Annotated in this window: 14 protein-coding genes, 1 pseudogene and 1 riboswitch; all 15 genes and pseudogenes read left to right on the top strand. The window is 26.6% G+C overall.

The genetic code is table 11. The annotated features are described in order from the left end of the window. Positions 1–661 precede the first annotated feature (661 nt). A complete protein-coding gene (locus BN346_RS14420) occupies positions 662–1,756 on the top strand; it encodes a hypothetical protein (protein WP_040329555.1) in 1,095 nt (364 codons plus the stop codon). 274 nt (positions 1,757–2,030) lie between these two features. Beyond that, complete coding sequence (locus tag BN346_RS14415; RefSeq protein ID WP_040329553.1) at positions 2,031–2,576, top strand: ATP-binding protein; 546 nt, start codon at positions 2,031–2,033, stop codon at positions 2,574–2,576. After that, entirely contained in the window at positions 2,549–3,121 is a 573-nt protein-coding gene (locus BN346_RS14410; protein ID WP_040329552.1) for a hypothetical protein, read from the top strand. The genes BN346_RS14415 and BN346_RS14410 overlap by 28 nt, the downstream gene beginning before the upstream one ends. A 472-nt stretch (positions 3,122–3,593) precedes the next feature. Continuing rightward, positions 3,594–4,020: pseudogene (gene tnpA / locus BN346_RS14405) on the top strand (IS200/IS605 family transposase). 326 nt (positions 4,021–4,346) lie between these two features. Then, positions 4,347–9,878: a DUF4011 domain-containing protein gene (locus tag BN346_RS14400; RefSeq protein ID WP_040329550.1), complete on the top strand. Its 5,532-nt coding sequence runs from the start codon at positions 4,347–4,349 to the stop codon at positions 9,876–9,878. Positions 9,879–9,969: 91 nt separating this feature from the next. After that, entirely contained in the window at positions 9,970–10,137 is a 168-nt protein-coding gene (locus BN346_RS21750) for a hypothetical protein (RefSeq protein WP_158644501.1), read from the top strand. A 169-nt stretch (positions 10,138–10,306) separates the two neighbouring features. Then, positions 10,307–10,939, top strand: coding sequence for a DapH/DapD/GlmU-related protein (locus BN346_RS14395; protein WP_051540431.1), 633 nt, complete (start codon positions 10,307–10,309; stop codon positions 10,937–10,939). A gap of 95 nt (positions 10,940–11,034) precedes the next feature. Next, positions 11,035–11,131: riboswitch (TPP riboswitch) on the top strand. A 94-nt stretch (positions 11,132–11,225) separates the two neighbouring features. Continuing rightward, entirely contained in the window at positions 11,226–12,260 is a 1,035-nt protein-coding gene (gene thiE, locus BN346_RS21745; protein WP_158644500.1) for a thiamine phosphate synthase, read from the top strand. Between the two features lie 42 nt (positions 12,261–12,302). Then, positions 12,303–13,607, top strand: coding sequence for a phosphomethylpyrimidine synthase ThiC (gene thiC / locus BN346_RS14385; protein ID WP_040329547.1), 1,305 nt, complete (start codon positions 12,303–12,305; stop codon positions 13,605–13,607). Between the two features lie 465 nt (positions 13,608–14,072). Next, entirely contained in the window at positions 14,073–14,345 is a 273-nt protein-coding gene (locus tag BN346_RS14380; RefSeq protein ID WP_040329546.1) for a CD3324 family protein, read from the top strand. 201 nt (positions 14,346–14,546) lie between these two features. Beyond that, positions 14,547–16,349, top strand: a complete 1,803-nt coding sequence (locus tag BN346_RS14375; protein ID WP_158644499.1) for an ABC transporter ATP-binding protein — start codon at positions 14,547–14,549, stop codon at positions 16,347–16,349. Then, positions 16,346–18,154 carry an ABC transporter ATP-binding protein gene (locus BN346_RS14370; protein WP_051540430.1) on the top strand — a complete coding sequence of 603 codons (1,809 nt, stop codon included), beginning with the start codon at positions 16,346–16,348 and terminating at the stop codon, positions 18,152–18,154. The genes BN346_RS14375 and BN346_RS14370 overlap by 4 nt, the downstream gene beginning before the upstream one ends. Before the next feature lie 183 nt (positions 18,155–18,337). Beyond that, the gene (locus tag BN346_RS14365) at positions 18,338–18,814 is read left to right on the top strand and encodes a GNAT family N-acetyltransferase (RefSeq protein WP_040329544.1); all 477 of its coding nucleotides are present in this window, start codon (positions 18,338–18,340) and stop codon (positions 18,812–18,814) included. A 54-nt stretch (positions 18,815–18,868) separates the two neighbouring features. Beyond that, a complete protein-coding gene (locus BN346_RS14360; RefSeq protein ID WP_074432724.1) occupies positions 18,869–20,629 on the top strand; it encodes an ABC transporter ATP-binding protein in 1,761 nt (586 codons plus the stop codon). Next, positions 20,626–21,770 (top strand): ABC transporter ATP-binding protein (locus BN346_RS14355; RefSeq protein ID WP_040329542.1); only part of this gene is annotated, 1,145 nt, incomplete at its 3' end. The genes BN346_RS14360 and BN346_RS14355, both read left to right, overlap by 4 nt.

Here is a 21,770-nt window from a genome sequence, read left to right as displayed (position 1 = left end):
CTTTCCATTTAATTTTAAAGACTACCTGTTGAAGCGACGTCCTGTCTGGTGCAACAGCTAATCCGTCCTTGGATTAGGTCTTAAAAATTAAATAAAAATCTATAACACCTTCTAATTCAATTTTCAATGAGTAGCTTATTTAAATTTTTCATTATATAAAGATAAAAATTATATTTATTGAAGAAATAGAAATGAAATTTTAATTAATAAGAAGAGTATTTTAAATTTGTACTTGTAACTTATAGTAGAAAGTAGCACTTTCGTAGATACAGGGACTGGCTTTGATGATTATAATTAGTATCTTTTAAATAATAGAAAACTACAATAAATAAAGGTAACTAAACACAAAAAGGCCTGTCCCTCTTGGTGGGGATATAAAACTTAAAAATTCAATATAAGATATAATTAGGAGTACACATAAAACACTTTCAAAACTTAGATAAATAAAGAGTTAAGGTTGTTAAAAAGTTTCAATAATATTATGGATAATGATAGTGAAAAGAAGTTGCATAATGGAATTTTATGTAGGATATAATCGTTATTTACATAAATACAATTTGATAATTTATTTTCAGTTAGACATAATAAAAAAAGTAAACTTAGGTAACTTATATAGAGAAAAGGTTTTACCAAAAAACAAATATAGAGGTGTTATAATGTTATGTTAAAACAATATTTTAATATATTAAATATTAAGAGTTATATGAAAAGCATTTTAATAATAATTTTAACTATTATCTTTGCTATTTCTATTATTTTAAATAAGAGAATTAGCAAATCAGTAATATGTAATTTTGATGAAGATAATGGTGAATGGTTAACTGTGTCTGTTACCAGTACCAATAATGATAATAGAAGTGACATATGGCTAGTAGATACAAAAACTGAAGTAAAAGAGAAATTGGTAGAAAATAGAGAACCAATGATATCAGGTAAAATAAATACAGTTGGAGATATTTTGATTTATTCTGATGCCATTGGAAATGATCCTTGGGATATCTTTAGACTTAATATTAACTCTAAAGAAATCAATCAAATTACTAATGATTCTTTAGGTGAATTTAATTTGCAATTTGGTGACGAAAAGGGAAATATTATATTTGCAAAAAGTGGAGATAAAAACTCACCAATTCCACAAATATCTCAAATAGATGTTAATGAAAAAGAAAGGAAAACTATTGAATTAGGTTCTACTGATTTAGGTGTACAAGATTTTGATATTAGTGATAATAAGATTATAGTATTAGCGTTTTCATATAATGAATACATAACCAAAAAGTTTAAGGAAAATGATGATTTAGCAAAAATTAATTACTGTATTATAGAAATGAATATGGACGGAAGTAACACAAAGGTAATAACTGAAATAAAGGCTTCAACATTAGATTCAATTTCTTTATCAAAGTCTAAAGATTCTATAATACTAGGTGGAAAAGGTATTAATGATAATGAAAAAGGATTTTATAAATTAGACTTAAAGAGTAAAGAAATACATACTTTATTAACACAAGAACAACTTGTGAAATCAAATGAAGTACTTGAAATTTCAAGACCATATATTGCAGTTCTTAGTTCTAATGGGAAAAAGCTTTACTTTGCTGCGGTACCAACTGGAACAAGTGAAAAAACTATTTATGGCAATATAATAGTTTATCCCAATGTACTGTATTGCTATAATTTAGAGGAAAAGAAATTAAACGAATTTTTCAAAATACCAGATACATTTATTTCAAATATCTCTTTTACATATAAATAAATTGAAAATAATCTTATTGCAAGAAAAAGTAATCTATATTTAAATTTTTTAAACCATTGAAGATGGATAATTTTAAGAGTTAATTGCTAATACATTAGAAATAGACTTATAAGAAGCTAAAAGAATAAAAAAAGAAAACAAATAAATTTTTACTATACTATCTTTAAATTAAGTTTTAACTTTAATAGAGTATATAAGTATAAATTTTATAGTAGTAACAAAAAAATATTCTTTGCATAAAGTAATATTAAATTACTAATATAGAAGGGTTGTTATGAAAAGACTTGTTAAAGTTATTATAAATAAAAAAATTCTAAAGGAATATTTAGGTGAAAATGAGGAAATATCAAAATCTTTAAGTAGATTCATAGATAATTCTATAGAAGCTAGAAAAATGATTACAACATATAAAAATCCTTGTGAAGTTAGTATAAATATAAATGAGGATTCAATTAGTATAGTTGATAATAGTGGAGGAATTAATAGTAACATAACAGATGAAGATATATTTAAAATAGGAAATGATAATGGAGAGAATATTTCGGGATTAGGAATAAAAAAATCATTTTTCACATTAGCAAATAAAATAGAAATAACTTCGAATAGAAAGGAATGTTCAAGAAAACTTACATTAGATATAAACTCGCAAAGTGAAGAATTAATGTCTCAGAGTGAAACTATAAAGTATAACTCATATGAAGTAGATGGAACGAAAATTTATATAAGTGATTTAAATAGAAATATAAAGAAAAGGATAATGAAACACTATTTAATAGAGAAACACATAATCAATTGGGAAGAATATATAGTAAATTCATAAACAAGAAAGAATTAATACTTTATTTAAATGGTGAAAAATTAGAAGCTAAGAATATTGAAGCTAAAAAGATAAATTCATGCCACCTGTTAGATAAATATACAGTAAACTTATATAAAGGTAAGAAAAATTTTAGTGCTGGAGGAAGTGGAGCTGGAAAAAAGAAAGATTGTAGTTATGGAGTAGATTTATATATAAATGATTATATGATATATGACGGAGAAAGAAGCAAAGAAAAAGTTAAGTGGAATTTATTAAATGAACATAATTACTCATTTAGAGATTGTATTGTAGAAATTACTTACCATGGAAATAAATCAAAGTTTTATGAAGAAGAAAACATTTTATTTGAACAGGTAATAAACTTTATAAAACAAAACAAATCATATTTTGCAAGTAAAAATGTTATAATTCAGTATGAAGTACCAATAGATAAAGTGGAAGAATTGAAGGAATATTATGGAGAAGATACTGCAAAGGCGGTTGGAAAAAGAGCTTTTAATAAATTATATCAGGATTATAAAGATAGTACGATGTCAAATAAATAAACTTACTTTTAGGGGGATATTCATTTTGTGTTAAATGAGAATAAAAAACTTATTATAAAAGGATTACAGTGAATAATTACTCCATTAGGGTATATGACAACTAGCTTATGTAAGAAAAGTTTAAGGTAAAGAAAATCAATAATAGAATTTAATAAAACTACATTAAAATTTAATAAAATAATTCAAATAGTAACAAAAAGATATGCTATAACAATATTAAATAATTTTATTGCTTATATATTAAGTAAAAATCTTCCATAATGTAAGAAGTTTAATAGGACTTTATTAAAAAAGTTATAATTTACAAAAAACACATTGAAGTAATTTTCAATGTGTCTTTTGTATATTGAATACCACTAGTTCAACTAGTGGTTCTAAAAAGCTTATAGCTATGAGTAGAAAAAAGAAAAACTCCAATATAAAATAGAATTAGGTTTGCCGACCAAAACTAAATTATATTGGAGGTGTCCAAATGGACAATAGTAGCTTAGCACATAGTAAATGGAATTGCAAATATCACATAGTTTTTGTACCAAAGTATAGAAGACAAATAATTTATGGAAAGATAAAAGTAGATATAGAAGTAATGCTTAGAAGGTTATGTAAAAAAAGGAAGTAAAAATAATACAAGTAAATGCATTTAAAGATATTATACATATATTTGTAAGTATTCTACCGAAGTTAAGTATTTCGCAATTTATGGGGTATTTAAAGGTGAAAAGTTCACTAATGATATTTGATAGACATACAAACTTGAAATACAAATATGGAAATAGACAATTTTGATGTAGAGTGTATTGTGTGGATATAGTAGGAAATAATGGTAGATAATAGAGGAATATATAACTAATCAAATACAAGAAAATTTTGAGTATAAGCAATTAAGAAAAGTCAGGTAAAAAACACCTTTTATGTGCAGCTTGGAAAAGCATGCGATTGGCAGAACGTTAAGAGTGCGTAATAGCACTTGCCAGTAATATGATTACTTTCAATATGATATGTGTTCAACCCCTTATAAAAGACTTATTTTAGATATTAAAATTAAATTCACTGATTAAGCAAAGAAAGTATTAGAGATTGCACATAATCTTGTAAAAGAAAGTTTTAAATATAGAAGTGATTTTAATCAGATTTATATGAATTATTATATTAATAATTGTCATATATAGACATAATGTTAGTATTTGTATAAAATAGTATATAGTTGAATAATGGAGGGGTAATAGTGTCACTTTTAGACGTTAAGGTAGAAAATTGGAAAAAGAGGCTTCTTGATTTAGGAAAAAGAAATAAGATGATTAATTATAAAGAAAATGGAAGATCATCAATTCAAGTGACAAATTTAGAATTAGATGAGTTATATTCTGAACTTGTTGAAAATGAAAAGGTATTAAATTTTGATTTTCCTTTAATTTCAGAAATATTCAGTAATGATTCTGAAGAAGAGAATGAGAAGCATAGCATAGTTGAAGGAGACTTAAAGGTTAATTTAGCTATAAAAGAGCAGCAGAGGCTTTTAGGTAATTTGAGAAATAAATCAAAACTTGCAAAAGAAGAGCAGGGGATTAATTCATTGTATTTATCATTAGGTTTTTTAGAATGGACAGAGAGTCCTAATTCTAAACAAATTTTATTATCGCCTATAATATTAGTACCTGTGAAATTGATGCTTGAATCGTTAACTGATCCATATACTATAAGTGCTACAGATGATGATATTGTTGTTAATCCTACACTAGCATTTAAGATGGAACATGATTATGGAATAACTTTACCTGACTTTAATCATGAGGAAGATAGTATTGAATCTTATTTGAAATTATTAGAAAAAATTATTAAAGTGAATAATTGGACTGTTAAAAGGCAATCAAGTATTTCGCTTCTTTCATTTTTGAAGATAAATATGTATAATGATTTAGAAAAGAACATAGAAAAGATACGTTTAAACCCTATTGTAAGTGCAATAGCTGGAGAAAAGAATGAGCTTATGGAGCCACCTGCAAGTTTAAATAATTATAATCACGATAAAAATAAAAGACCATCAGAGGTATTTCAAATTTTGGATGCAGATTCAAGTCAACAGGACGCTGCCTTATATGCAAAGGAAGGAGTTAGCTTTGTACTCCAAGGACCACCCGGTACAGGGAAAAGTCAGACTATAACCAATATAATTTCTGAAGCATTAGCTGATGGTAAAAAGGTATTATTTGTAGCTGAAAAAATGGCAGCATTAGAAGTTGTGTACAATAGATTATCTTCTGCAAAACTTGGAGATTTCTGCTTAACCTTACATAGTCATAAGGCAAATAAAAAACATATAATAAAAGAATTATATGAAATGCTTACAATTAATAAAGTTAAATTGAGAGAAGAAGCTTTATATGATCTGGATACATTAGAACATGAAAGAAATAAATTGAATGAGTATTGTGATGAGCTCCATAAGATATGTGAACCATTGCATAAAAGTGTATATGAAGTGAATGGGGCATTATCAAAGCTTCTTGATGTAGAAAATATCATATTTAATATAGATAATATAAAAGATGTGGATGAAAAGCATTTTAATGAATATAAGTATTATTTAGAAGAGTTTGCTAAAACAGTTGGGAAAAATAATAATGATTATTTATTAAATCCTTGGAGAAATTGTAATATTAATATTGTTACAAATGAGCTAAGACATGATATAGAAAAATATTTAGGTGATTTATTACCTAATGTACAGAAGTTAAGTGTTTTATATAAACAGTTATTAAATAAGTATAGTATAGAATTTGAAAATAAATATAGTGAGGTAAAAAAATTAGAAGAATTCCTATTAGTATGTTCAGAGTCTCTTATAGTTCCAGAAAATTGGCTTATAGATGAAGATGTAGATGAATTGTCAAATGAGGCAAATAGATTTAATAATGTTAAATCTGAATATAATGAACTAATTAGTTTTATTACTTCTAGGTATGGTGAAGAATACTTAATAATTAATGCGGAAAAAGTGCTTAATGATTTTATTACAGTATTTAACAATTTTAAAGAACTAATAAATCAAGAAAAGTTTGATAATGATGATGATTTGATAATAAATAGTATTAGTAATTTAAGGTTAATAGTCTTGGATGTAATTGATTCTACAAGGGAAATCTGTTCAGTAGCAAAAAATATATCAAATATATTTAATATTAAAGAGACCGATATGAATATGGCTTTTATTAATAATAATCTAAAACTAATTGAATTAATAATCTTAAATCCTAAGCCAACTGTTAAATGGTTTGAACTTGAAGAATTTCAAGTAGCTAAACGAATTTGTCAAGAATTTAAAGATAATTATGAAAAATATAAAATTGAAACTGATGAATTATTCAAAGAGTTTGATAAATCAATATTGGATATAGATTATGAAAATATTATAGTTAGATTTAAAACTGAATATACTTCATTTTTAAAAATCTTTAATAAAAATTATAAAGTAGATAAAAATTTATTTAAATCACATTCTATTGAAGTAGTTAAAAAAATAGAAAATGCAAAATGTATTGAGGTTCTTAATAAGATTAAGAGCATTCAAGAATTAAAAAAATATTTTGAAGACAATAAAGAAAAATTTGAATTGTATCTTGGTAAACACTACAAGGCTGAATATACTGACTTTGACGAAATTAATAAATCAATGAATAACTTTGAAAGCATTATCTCAGAACTTAACAATAAGCTTATTCCTAAAAAAATTAAATATATGCTTATCAGTGGTAATTTAGAGGAATTAATTAATATTTATAATGTATTAAATGAAAATATATTGAGCAATGAGAATATCAAACTATTTAAAGAAAATTTTAAGACCAATGCAGATATGCTTGAATTTAATTTCAATGATTGTTTGAAATTTTTAAAAGATATTTTGAATAATATTGACTCAGCTAACCAATGTTATAATTCATTTATAAAATATGCGAAACAAAAATTTCAATACAAAGTGTATCTTCAGGATTTAAATAAACTTATCAGAATACAAAATATATGTAATGACATAAAAGAGAAAGAAGATTTGCTAGAAAAAAAATATAGATTTTTATATCAAGGAATTGAAAGTAATTGGGATGATATTATAAGAAAATTAGAGTGGGTTGGAAAGTTTAAAGTCATTTCAAAAAATTATAATATCAATTATGAATTTAAATGCTCTATATGTTCGGATAAGACATTTATAGATGCTTTAAAAGCAGATTATAATCGATTAATAGAATATGATAATAACACTAAAAGTAATTTAAATTGGTTTATTAGTATTTTCTTCAAAGATGAATTTTTAAGTGTAAACATAGATGAACTTCAAATAAGAATAGAAGAGTGTTTACATAGTATTTCTTCACTTGAATTATGGATTGATTATAGAACAGCTAGAGAAAAGTGTATAGAAATAGGATTAAGTGACTATATAAATAAGATTGAAAGCGAAAAAATTAGTAGCTCTATGATTATTCCTATATTCCTAAAAAGATTTTATAGATTATGGCTAGACAATATTATGAATGAAATGCCAGCAATAAATCAATTTAGAAGGAGAAGTCAGGAAGATAGAATTAAAGAATTTAAAAAGCTGGATACAAGTCAGTTTAAAATTGCGCAAAATAGAATAAAGGAAAGACTAATCAATAGTCTGCCTGATATTAATTATATGACATCAGCCAAAGATGAAGTTGGAGTTTTAAAAAGAGAGGCTAGTAAGCAGAGGAATATTATGTCTCTTAGAAAATTATTTAATAATATTCCTGAACTAATTTTAACATTAAAACCTTGCTTAATGATGTCTCCATTATCAGTAAGTATGTTTTTAGAATCAGAAAAATATAACTTCGATCTTGTAATATTTGATGAAGCTTCACAAGTATGTACAGAGGATGCTATAGGTGCAATACATAGAGGAAAACAAATTATAATTGCAGGTGATAAAGAACAATTACCACCAACAAATTTCTTTAATGCAAGTTTGTCTGACAGTGACTTTGATAATGATGAAGAAGAAAACGATGACTCAGATTCTTATGAATCAGTATTAGATGAAGCACTCAGTGTATTACCAGAAAGAACACTTTTATGGCATTATCGTAGTAGACATGAACACCTTATTGCTTTTTCAAATATAAAAATTTATGGTGGGAATTTAATTACATTTCCATCTAACATAGATAAAGTAAAAGATAATGGAGTAGAGTATATACATGTACCAGATGGTGTATATGAAAAATCAGGAAAGAGGTATAATTTAAAAGAAGCAAATAAAGTTGCTGAAATGGTTTTGGAACATTTTAGAAAGTTACCTAATAGATCACTTGGAGTTGTTACATTCAGCCAATCACAGCAATATGCAATAGAACTTGCAATAATAGAACTAAGAAAAAAGAATCCACAATACGAAGATTTCTTTAATGAAGATAAAGAAGAACCGTTTTTCATAAAGAATCTAGAAAATGTTCAAGGTGATGAACGAGATACTATTATTTTTAGTATTGGTTATGCAAGAGATTTTAATGGAAAGATGTATATGAATTTTGGGCCTTTAAGTAGAACTGGTGGATATAGAAGACTAAATGTAGCAATAACAAGAGCTAAGTATAATGTGAAACTTGTTGGGTCAATTTTACCAACTGATATTGATTTGAGTAGAACAAAAGCAGAAGGTGTAAAAATGCTAAGGAGCTACATGGAGTTTGCAATGCAAGGTATGAATGCTGTTGTAAATGAAATTAAAGAAAGTGAAATTGTATGTTTAGAATCACCATTTGAAGAGTCAGTTTATGATTATTTAGTGTCTAAAGGATATAATGTTGCTACTCAGGTAGGTTGTTCAGGATATAGAATAGATATGGCAATAAAACATCCTACATTAAGTGGAACATATGTATTAGGAATTGAATGTGATGGTGCTACATATCATAGTGCAAGAACATCAAGGGAACGTGATAGGTTGAGACAAAGTGTTTTGGAAAATATAGGTTGGACAATTTATAGAATATGGTCAACAGATTGGATTAAAGACAAAAATACTGAAGGTAATAATTTAATTAAAGCCATTGAAAAGGCCATTGCGCAATATGGTAATAAAATTGAAGAAAAATACACAGGTGCACTAGAATCTAATAAAGACAACAGTAATGAAATTTTATCAGGTGAAGATTATTTAATAGAAGAAAAGAAAGTCATTGACAAATATAATCCTTATGGTTTTAAAATCTATAAAGAAGCTAATACATCTAGAATAATACCAAATGGTGATTTTAAATTATATATATCAGAGTTAATAAAGTGTATTATACAGGAAGAATATCCAATAAATTTTGAATTGTTATGTAAAAGACTAGCTCCGGTTTTGGGAAATCAAAAAGTTACTTCAAAAATAAGAAATGAAGTGTCATACATTATTAGCAACTATTGTGGCAAATTTGTTAATGTGATAAATGGTTACTGTTGGTATAATAATGCAACTAAAGCAGTTGTTAGGATACCAGAAGAAAATGCTTATGAGGTGAGACAGATACAATACATATCTATGGAAGAACTTCAAGAAGCTATGATTACAATTGTTCAGAAAAGTTTTGGACTTACTAAAGATGATTTGATAAGTATTACTGCAAAAGTTTTTGGCTTTAATAGAGTTGGACCTAAGATAGTAAAAGCTATAAATGAGGCATTTGATAAATTAATAGATGCTAAAAAGTTCATATTAGAACAGAATAAAGTAAATATTATACGATAAAAAAGTAGAATCACCAGAAGAAAAGTTTTAGTGATTATGCTTTTCTATGTGTGATGTGTATAGAAAAAAATATATAATTTAGAGAGATTTATTGCATGATAAAAGTTTTAATCAAGCTGTAGAGGAATTGAGGGTTGTTTATATAGAAATTATAAAAATATTAGAGATCATAGAGTATAAGAAGTTATTAGATTTGAATGAATATAATGAAATAGTTGATGAGTTAGCCTTACAAAGGATGTTTAACAATTATATTTAAGAAGATTATTATTTTTCACAAAACTAAGTCCGGGGTGCTAAGAGTTACGCTTCACCTCCACCATACCCCAATGTAACAGAGTAGTTTGTTGTATTGGGGTTTATAATTTTAACAACTTGTATTAAAGTTAATATAATAAAGTATATTACTTAGTGATTAAGGTGTTGAGATGTATAATATTAAAGATGAAAAGTATGAACCAATAAGGCTAAGAAATGTGTATGCTTATTTTGTTTCTGAAAATCCAAGTACTGTGTTTAATACTACAAGTGTATTTCCTAAAATAGATGAAAGTGTATTTATAGGACCATTTTCTAGTGTGATAGGAGATGTAAGCATAGAAAAAGATGTTTTTGTAGGTTGTAGTGTAGTGTTAAGGGCAGATGAGGGAAGTCCATTTTATATAGGATCTGGTTCTAATATACAAGATGGAGTTATATTTCATGGATTAAAGAATAATAAATTTTATGTAAATGATAATGAGTATTCAATTTATGTTGGAAGAAAAGTAAGTATAGCGCATGGAGCATTAATTCATGGGCCAGTTATTATTGGAAATCATACATTCGTGGGATTTAGAGCGGTTGTTTCTAATGCTATAGTTGAAGATAACTGTTATATTGATACTGGAGCAATAGTGACTAGTGGTGTTAGGATATCTGAAGGTAAATATGTTCCAGTTGGAGCGATAGTAGATACACAAAAGAAAGCAGATAATTTGTTAAGTGTATCAAGTGAGCAAGTGGATTTTTCAGGAAAAGTTGTTGATGTAAATATGGAGTTTGGTAAGAATTATAAATAAAATTAATTTGGAAATAAAATAAATAATTTGAAAATTTATGTTGCAATATGTGTAAATGTTGTTATAATGAAGATGTAAGAAGAATTGAATATTGGAAATGTAGCTAGGGGTGCCTTAAGGCTGAGAAGATTATGTCTAACTCTTGAACCTGATGTGGTTAATACCACCGTAGGGAAGCAAATTGTTAAGTTAATTTATGATGTTTGTATGTTTTAAGCTTGCCTAGGTGCAAGCTTTTTATTTTTGCAAAAAGTTATGAGATAGAATAAAGGGGTGACTGAAGATTATGTCATTATATAGAGCTGTGGATGCAAATATTAATAGAGTTTGTGAAGGTATACGAGTTTTAGAGGATATTTCAAGATTTCATTTTGAAAATACATATACAACAAAGAAGCTTCGAGAGCTTCGTCATGAAGTAAGAAAAACTTTTAGTTCAAATGAACTTATATATAGCAGAGATTCAAGTGGCGATGTTGGAAGAAAAATTTCGGAAGCATCTACTTTGGATAAAAAGAATACTGTAGATGATATTATAAAATCTAATTTTAAAAGAGCTCAAGAAGGTTTAAGAACAATAGAAGAAATATTAAAAATTTTGGGAAATTACGAAATAGGTAAAAAATACGAAAAATTAAGATTTAAATCATATGAACTTGAAAAAGAAATGATTAAAAGAAAATTTATCTTTAAAGATAGTATATATGCTATTTTAGGTGAAGATTTTTCAAATGGAAAAGATAATATAACAGTTATAAAAGAGTTAGTGGAGAATGGAATTAAAGTAATTCAGTATAGAGAGAAAAATAGAGATAAGAATTATAAGATAAATCAATGCTTGGAGATTAAGAAAATTCTTAAAGGAACAGATGTAACTTTTATAGTTAATGATGATATTGATATTGCTTTAGCTGCTAATGCTGATGGAGTACATTTAGGACAAGAGGATTTAAAACCTGTTGTTGTTAGAAATTTAAATCCAAATTTTATAATTGGACTTTCAACACATAATAAGAAACAAGCTTTAGAAGCTTTAGAATTATATTATTCAAATGTAATTGATTACATTGGCGTTGGTCCTATGTTTGATACAAATACTAAGAAGAACATAGAAAAAAGTGATGGTTTAAATTATTTAAAATGGGTCTCAGAAAATATAAATATGCCAAGTGTTGCAATTGGTGGAATTAAAGAAGAAAATATTAAGTCAGTTATAGAAAATGGTGGAAATTGTGTTGCTATGATTTCTGAATTAGTTGGAGCTAGTGACATCACTGAAAAGATAAATTCAATAAGAAATGTTTTTTCAACATCATTTTAAAAATATAAGTATAATTTTATAAGTATGAAAGGGGATTTAATTATGCAATATACAACTCAAATGGATGCTGCTAAAAAAAATATTATAACAAAAGAGATGGAAATAGTAGCTAAGAATGAAAAAATGGAAGTTGAAACTTTAAGAAAGTTAGTAGCAGAGGGGAAAGTAGCTATACCAGCAAATAAAAATCATAAAAGTTTAGTAGCAAAGGGTGTAGGACAAGGTTTAACTACAAAAATAAATGTTAACTTAGGTATATCAAGAGATTGCTGCAATGTAGATGCAGAGCTTGAAAAAGTTAAAGTTGCATTAGATATGAATGCAGATGCAATAATGGATTTAAGTAACTATGGAAAAACTTATGAGTTTAGAAAAAAACTTATTGATATGTCTACAGCAATAATAGGAACAGTTCCAATGTATGATGTAGTTGGTTTTTATGATAAAGAACTTAAAGATTTAACTGTAGATGAGTTTTTTGATGTAGTTGAAAAACATGCTAAAGATGGTGTTGACTTTGTAACTATTCATGCAGGATTAAATAGAGAAACTGTTGAAACATTTAAAAGAAATCCTAGACTTACAAATATAGTTTCAAGAGGCGGTTCATTATTATATGCTTGGATGGAGCTTAACAACAAGGAAAATCCATTCTATGAACATTTTGATAGATTATTAGATATATGTGAAAAATATGATTTAACATTAAGTCTTGGTGATGCATGCAGACCAGGATGTATAGATGATAGTAGTGATGCATCTCAAATTAAAGAACTTATGGTTCTTGGAGAGCTTACAAAAAGAGCATGGGAAAGAAGTGTACAAGTTATTATAGAAGGACCAGGACATATGGCTATAAATGAAATAGAAGCTAATATGATTTTAGAGAAAAAACTTTGTCATGGTGCACCATTTTATGTACTTGGACCTTTAGTTACAGATATAGCGCCAGGATATGACCATATAACAAGTGCTATAGGTGGAGCTATAGCAGCAACTTATGGAGCTGATTTCTTATGTTATGTTACACCAGCAGAACACTTAAGACTTCCAAATCTAGAAGATATGAAAGAAGGAATAGTTGCATGTAAAATAGCAGCTCATGCTGGTGATATAGCAAAAGGTGTAAATGGAGCTAGAGAAAGAGATAATGAAATGGGCAAAGCAAGAAAGGATCTTGATTGGGATAAGATGTTTGAAATTGCAATAGATAGTGAAAAACCAAAAAGATATAGAGAAGAATCACTTCCACAGCATAGTGATACTTGCACTATGTGTGGAAAAATGTGTGCAGTTAGAAACATGAAAAAGGTTTTAAAAGGTGAAGATGTAGATATATTAAAATAATATAAAAAAACCTAACTAGAATAAATAAAAAAACTGTAGGAGTAAAATCTTACAGTTTTTCAATGTTTTTACATAAAAAAATGATATAATAAAAAGGAAATGATTTCAAATAATGTAAGATATGTTTGGAGGGATATAGATTGTTAATTACAGTAGATAAAAGAACTATCTTTTATTTAAGACTTTATGAAGGCTCATAGCAATGACTGCTATAGAGGAAACAAGCTCCAATTTAAAACTATTTTTTAGTTGTAAATATATTGATTTCAAAACAAATATTTAATTTAAGATGGTTGCGAGCTAGTCTCACTATTTAGGGATTTTAAGTTTTGGAGTTAATAATTTTAAAGATGAATTTAGAACCCTATATAAGATAAAAACTTATGTTTTTGTTATGAGCGTAAAAGTTATTATAGCAGTCTTTGCTGATAAATCTTTATAAATATTATAAGGAGGAGCAAAGATATGGCTTATATTAAGGCTGAAACTGTTTTACCAGATGAAGTAATAAAAATAATTCAAAAATATATAGATGGAGAGTGTTTATATATTCCAAGAAAAGATGGAGAAAAGAAATCTTGGGGAGAAAAAAATGGAACTAGAAGAAGTCTTAAAGAAAGAAATAGATGTATTTTTAATAAATATAGTAATGGATATTCAGTTTCAAAATTATCAGAAGAATATTATCTTTCTGAAAAAAGTATAAGAAGAATAATAAGTTCTGAGAAATATAATTAAATAATAATTTTATTATAAAGGTTTAAGCTTTTGCTTAAACCTTTATAATGTATTGGAGTTTGTTTAAAAAAATAGAATATATTGTAAATAGAATTTTAATAAAATAGTAATATAATATAAAAGGGAAATAAATTACATAAATTGTATGCATTTAGAATTTTTATATTTTAGCAATTTAAAATTATTAAGGAGGAGAAAATTTTGGAGATTGGGTTAGAAAAGAAATATTACAAAACCTTTGACATTGTAAGAATTCCATTTAAAGCATCTAAACTATATACAATATTGTTGTTTATAATTAGCTTATTAGATGGAATAGTCCCTACTTTTCAAGTAGTGGTAACAGCTACTTTTTTAGATACAGCAATTGCAGTATTTAAAAATGAAAAAAGTTATAATGAAGTAATTGCTCCAATAATCATATTAATAGTATTACTTGCATATATTTGGGTTTCTGACAAGTTAGCAAAACTTGTAGAGGCAAAGCTGGAAATTAAACTAAGAGAAAGTTTTAAAACTAGTATAATGGAAAAAAGGGCGAAGTTAGAGTATAGGTATATAGAAAACGATGAGACTTGGAATTTAATGTCAAGGGTTTCTAAAGATAGTGAAATTAAGTGTAAAGATGCGTATAAAAATCTATTAGCTATGTGTAAATTTTCAATTAAAGTTATAGGATTACTTTTTATATTATTTACAAAAGTATGGTGGACACCACTTGTTATAATAGCAATCTCAGTGCCATTGTTAAAATTAGCTTTAAAAGGTGGAAAGGCTAGTTATGATGCAGAGAGAATACTTTCAAAGTATCAAAGAAAATTTGAGTATTTGGGAGAAGTTCTTACAGGAAGAGAAGCTGTAGATGAAAGAAGTTTATTTAGATATACTGATGATATAAATGAAAAATGGATAAATGAATATGAAACTGCTAGAAAAATAGAGTATAAAGTACTTTTGAAGTGGTTTATAAAAATGAAGTCTAGTGGAGTTATAACAACATTGCTTTCAGTAATTATAATTATAGTATTTATAAAGCCAGTTTTAAATGGTGAAATTACTATAGGATTTTTTATAGCTATATCTAATGCAGTTTTTGGTTTAATTCAAATAATGTCATGGCAGATTTCTAATATTGCAGATACCTTAGCAAAAAATAAAGAGTATTTAAAAGATTTAAGTGAATTAGTAAATTTAGATGAATGTGAAGGTGCTATAGAGAAGCCTTATAACATTTCTGAAAATGTAAAATCCTTAGAATTTAAAAATGTGTCTTTTAAATATCCAGGAACTAATAATTATATACTAAAGGAACTTTCTTTTAAAATTGATGAAGGAAAACACTATGCATTTGTAGGAACAAATGGTGCAGGAAAAAGTACAATAACAAAACTTATAACTGGTTTATACGATAACTTTGAAGGTGAAATCCTTATAAACGATAAAAGTATAAGAGAATATACAAAGAGCGAATTAAAATCTTTATTTGCTATAGTGCATCAAGATTTTTCGAAATATTTTGTAAAATTGAAAGATAATGTTGCACTAGGAAATATTAATTCTATGGAGAATAAATCTGATGATGGATATATATATGAAGCTATAAAAACAGTTAAATTAAATGATTTTGTAGATACTCTCCCAAATAAGTTAGATACAGAGCTTGGAAAAATAAAGGACAATGGAATAGATCTTTCTGGAGGACAGTGGCAAAGACTAGGAATTGCTAGAGCAATTGTAAGTAATGCTTCACTTAAAATTTTAGATGAACCAACGGCAGCATTAGATCCAATAAGTGAAAGTAATATGTATGAGGAGTTTGAAAAAATAAGTAGAGGAGGAACTACTATTTTCATAAGTCATAGACTCGGTTCTACTAAACTAGCTGATGAAATTTTTGTTATAGACAATGGTAAAGTTGCAGAAAGTGGTTCTCATGATGAACTTATGAATATAGATGGAATATATAAAAATATGTATGAAAGTCAAAGGGGATGGTATTTATGATGGATAATAATAAAGGAATATCTTTTTTTACAATACTAAAGAAAACAATACCATTAGCGTTGTTTGCATGCCCTATATATTTTATTATTAATAACATTGTAGGAATATTTCATGGAATGAGTTTTGGTGTAAATACCTATGTAACACAAAGATTTTTTGACTTAACAGAAAGAGAAGTAAGATTAGGAGGATCATTTTCAAAAATACTTTATGGTGCTATAGTACTTGGCATTGTGCTTGTTATAAGTCAAGTACTGAATGGTGTTTCTAATTTTATGAGCAATAATATGGAAAAGAAGATGACAGGAAAGTTTTTGAAGTTAATTAATGAAAAAGCTGGAAAGCTTAATCAGGTTGATTTTGAAAATCCTAAATGTTTGGATGATATAAATAAGGCAAAAGAAGGAGCTAAGGGAAGTATTAATCTTATTCTAGTACTTAGTTTTATACTTATGTGTTATTTTCCATATATTATTTTCATGGCAATTTATCTTTATAGATTAAAACCTATTTTAGCTATATCATTAGTAATAATATTTATACCAGTAGCATTTACCCAATTTGTTAGAGTTAAAATATTTGGAGATTTAGAAGATAAGTCAGCACCATTAAGAAGGCAGACTGAATATTATGAAGGTTGTATAGTTGGAAAGGAATATTATAAGGAAACTAGAATTTTAGGTGCATTTAATTATTTTAGAAAATTATATACTGATGCTGTAAAGTTGCTTAATAATAATATATGGAAAGCTGAGAAGAAGGCAGCAATTATAGAACTTTCTATGAGTATATTAACTTTTTTGGGATATGCTGGTGTTTTATATCTATTATTAGATGCATTAATGAAAAAGGAAATATCTATAGGAGCATTTGGAGCAGTATTTGCATCTGTAGATATGATGTTTGGAATGATGGAAGAAATAGTTTATATGCACATTGGTAGTATTACCAAGGAAATAGGTTTAGTTAGAAATTTTATTAGATTTTTAGATATGCCTGAAAGATGTGGTGAAGAAATTTATACAAATGGAGCAATAGGGATTGATATAGACAATGTTTCATTCCAATATCCATGTGCTAATAAAAAATCACTGGATAGTGTAAATTTAAAAATAAAAGAAAATGAAACTATAGCTATTGTAGGTGAAAATGGAGCAGGAAAAACTACGTTAGTAAAGCTTATAATGGGTATTTATATGCCAACAGAAGGAACTGTAAACATAGGGAATGTAGATACTAAAAAAGCATCAATGAAATCATTGTATAAGGATATTTCATGTGTTTTTCAAAAATATCAAAGATATAAAATGACACTTAAAGAAAATGTAGTTATTGGGTATGTAGATGGTGATGATAAGTACATTGAAAATAATTTTGATAATTCTATATATAAGTCTGATTTAGATGTAAATAAAAAAAGTTTTCCAGATGGATATGAAACAATGCTTTCAAGAGAGTTTGATGGTGTGGATCTTTCTGGTGGACAGTGGCAAAGAGTTGCTATTGCAAGAGGATTTTATAAAAATCATAAGATGATAGTTTTAGATGAACCAACAGCAGCAATAGATCCTGTTGAAGAAACAAAAATATATAAAAAGTTTTCAGAAATGGCTAAGGGGAATACAGCAATAATAGTTACTCATAGATTAGGCTCAGCTAAAATTGCAAATAGAATAGTGGTTATGGATGATGGAAAAATATCAGAAATAGGAAGTCATGAAGAACTAATGGAGAGTAATGGGAAATATAGAGAAATGTATGATGCACAAAGACAATGGTATTTAAGAGAAGAGGAAACAGTTTAATTTTAAAATATGTAAAATAGAAAAGAATCTAAGAAGTAGTTAAAGCTTTTTAGGTTCTTTTTTATGCTTCTATTATTTGAAAGTCTATATTCTCAAGTTTAATTAGTAATTGTTTAAGGGATATAGTTTCCTTTAGGGCTATGTTAGTATTTTAGTATAGAAGTTATTTGAGGAGGGGGAAAAATGAATTTAGATTTTAGAAAAGCTACAACAGAAGAGTCAAAGTTAATGGCAAATTGGAAATTTGAAGGGGAGTATTCATTTTATGACAATGATAAAACAAAAGCCAAAAAAGAATGTATAGAAAACATGTTTGAAGATGAATTTGCATTTGTCATTTACAATGAAAATAATGAACTTATAGGAAATTGTTGTTTTGATAGAGATGAAGATGATAATGGTAAAGAGATGCTTTTATTTGGCATTCAAATGAAGCCAGAACTTACGGGAAAAGGACTTGGTAAAGAAGTTGTAGAAAAAGCTTTAGAATTTGGAAAAAGCAAATTCAAGTATAATGAAATTAATCTATTAGTTGCAAAGTTTAATAAGAGAGCTATAAAAGTATATGAAAAAATAGGTTTCAAAAAAATTGATGAGTTTATAATGAATGCTAATGGAGAACAGAAAGAATTTATTGAAATGAATAAAAAATGGAAATAAGTTAAAATGATGATAGAGTTGGAATTTAAATTAGAATCAAAAACTTATAACATTATGGATATTATAAAAATACCATTTAAAGCATCAAAAATTTATTCGTTATTATTATTTGTATTTTCAATTTTAAATGGGGTAGTTCCAACATTACAAGTAATAGTTACAGCTAAGTTTTTAGATGTAGCAATATTAATATTTAAAGGTGAAAGAGATTATAGTGATATTTTTATGTATATAGCACTAATAATGATTTTAATAGCTTATGTATGGATTTCAAATAATGTTATAAGGATGATAGAAACAAAATTAGAAATTAAACTAAGAGAAAGTTTTAAAGTTAAAATAATAGAAAAAAGAGCAAAATTAAAATATAAATATATTGAAAATGAACATATATGGGATTTAATATCTAGGGTTTCAAAAGATGCAGAAAGCAAATGTAAAAATGCATATAGAGATTTATTATCAATGAGCAGTATGGTAATTAGGGTATTAGGATTATTAATTGTGTTATTCACCAAAGTTTGGTGGACTCCATTTACTATAGTTTTAGTTTCAGTTCCACTATTTAAAGTAGCATTAAAAGGAGGCAAGGCTACATATAATGCAGAGAGAAAAGTTTCAAAATATAAAAGAAAATTTGAATATTTAAGTGATGTTCTTTTAGGAAGAGACTGTGTAGATGAGCGAATTTTATTTGGATATACAAATAAGATAAATGAAAACTGGAAAGAACAATATGAAATTGCAAGGAAAATAGAGTATAAAGAGGAAGTAAAGTGGTTTATAAAAATGAAATGTAGTGGCATATTAACTGCAATACTTTCCATATTAATAATACTTGTTTTTATAAAACCAGTTTTAGATGAAAAAATTAGTATTGGACTTTTTATATCAATTTCAAATGCAGTGTTTGCATTAATACAAATGATGTCATGGGAGTTAACAAATTACTCAGATCAACTTGCAAGGAATGCTGAATATCTAAAAGATTTAGATGAATTTGTAAAATTAGATGAAAGTGATGGTGCCATAGATAAACCATATAAAAAACAAATTAAAGTTAAGTCTTTAGAATTTAAAAATGTATCTTTTAAGTATCCAGAAACAAATAATTATGTATTAAAAAATCTTTCATTTGTAATAGAAGAAGGAAAGCATTATGCATTTGTAGGAACGAATGGTGCAGGAAAGAGCACAATAATAAAATTAATAACAGGATTATATGAAGAATTTGAGGGAGACATTCTTATAAATCAAAAAAGTATAAATGAATATACAAAAAGTGAATTAAAGGTTTTAACTTCAGTAGTTTGGCAAGACTTTTCAAAATATTATATAAGTATTAAAGATAATATTGCATTAGGAAATATAAATAATATGGCAAAGGAAGATAAATATATAGAGGAAACGTTAAAAACTGTTGGATTATATGAATTTGTAGAAAAATTATCTAAAGGACTCAATACTGTGCTTGGAAAAATTAAGAATGATGGCATAGATCTTTCAGGGGGACAGTGGCAAAGAATAGGAATTGCTAGAGCTATCGTAAGTAATGCATCACTTAAAATTTTAGATGAACCAACAGCAGCATTAGATCCAATAAGTGAAAGCAATATGTACAAGGAATTTGAAAAAATAAGTAGAGGTGGAACTACTATCTTTATAAGCCATAGACTTGGTTCCACTAAACTTGCGGATGAAATTTTTGTTATAGATAATGGAAAAGTTGTAGAGTGTGGATCACATGAAAAATTAATGAATTTAAATGGAACATATAAGAAAATGTATGAAAGTCAAAGGAGTTGGTACTTATGATAAATAATAATAAACGTATATCTATTTTCAAAATGCTAAAAACAGTAGTACCAATAGCTTTTTTGACTTGTCCATTATATTTTATTTTTAGTAGTATATTAGGTGTTTTTCATGGAGTTTCTTTTGGAGTAAACACATTTATGACTCAAAAGTTTTTTGATACGGTGGCAAATACTATAAAAATGAAAGGTGAGTTTAAGAATGTAGTTTATATGACTATATTGTTAGGAATAGTACTTATTATAAATCAGATTTTGAATGGACTTAGTAACTTTGCAAGTATGAATTTAGTAAAGAAAATAACAGGTTCTATGAATAAAATAGTAAATGAAAAGTCTGGAAATATAAGACCAATTTATTTTGAAAACCCTAAATTTTTAGATGATATAAATAAGGCTAAAGAGGGAGTAACTGCTAGTGTAGAAATAGTTATAGTCATTGTATTGTTGTTAACATTTTATGTTCCTTATTTTATTTTTATGGGAATTTATCTTTATAAATTAAAACCTATTTTAGCATTTTCAATCATATTAATATTTATACCAGTAGCATTAACACAATTTGTTAGGGTGAAAGTATTTGGAGATTTAGAAGATGAAGCAGCTCCATTAAGAAGAGAAAATAATTATTATGAAAGTTGCATGGTAGAAAAAGAGTATTATAAAGAGACTAGAAATTTAGGGATTTTTGGATATTTTAAAGATTTGCATTTAAAATCATTAAGGTTACTAAATAAAAACATATGGAAAGCAGAGAGAAAAGTAGATTTTATTGAAATTGGCATGAGTATAGTAACACTTTTAGGATATGCCAGTGTTTTATATTTATTGTTTAGGGCATTAATGCAAAGAGAGATATCAATAGGTGCATTCGGAGCTGTTTTTGCATCGGTAGATATAATGTTTAGTATAATGAAAGAAATAATTTGTAATCATATAGGTGAACTCACAAAAGGTTTAGGAGCTGTTAGAAACTTTATAAGATTTTTAGAAATACCTGAAGAAACTGGTAAAGATATAGATATAGATATAGATACTTTTGACATTGTTATGAATGATGTATCTTTTATATACCCATATTCAAAAAATAAATCTTTAAATAGTGTAAATTTAAAAATTAAGGAAAATGAAACTATAGCTAT

It is taken from the genome of Clostridium ihumii AP5, from assembly GCF_000612845.1.
GTDB classification, from domain to species: Bacteria; Bacillota; Clostridia; order Clostridiales; family Clostridiaceae; genus Clostridium_J; species Clostridium_J ihumii.
Note: the sequence above shows the minus strand (reverse complement) of the source record. Positions and strands in the feature narration are given on the sequence as shown.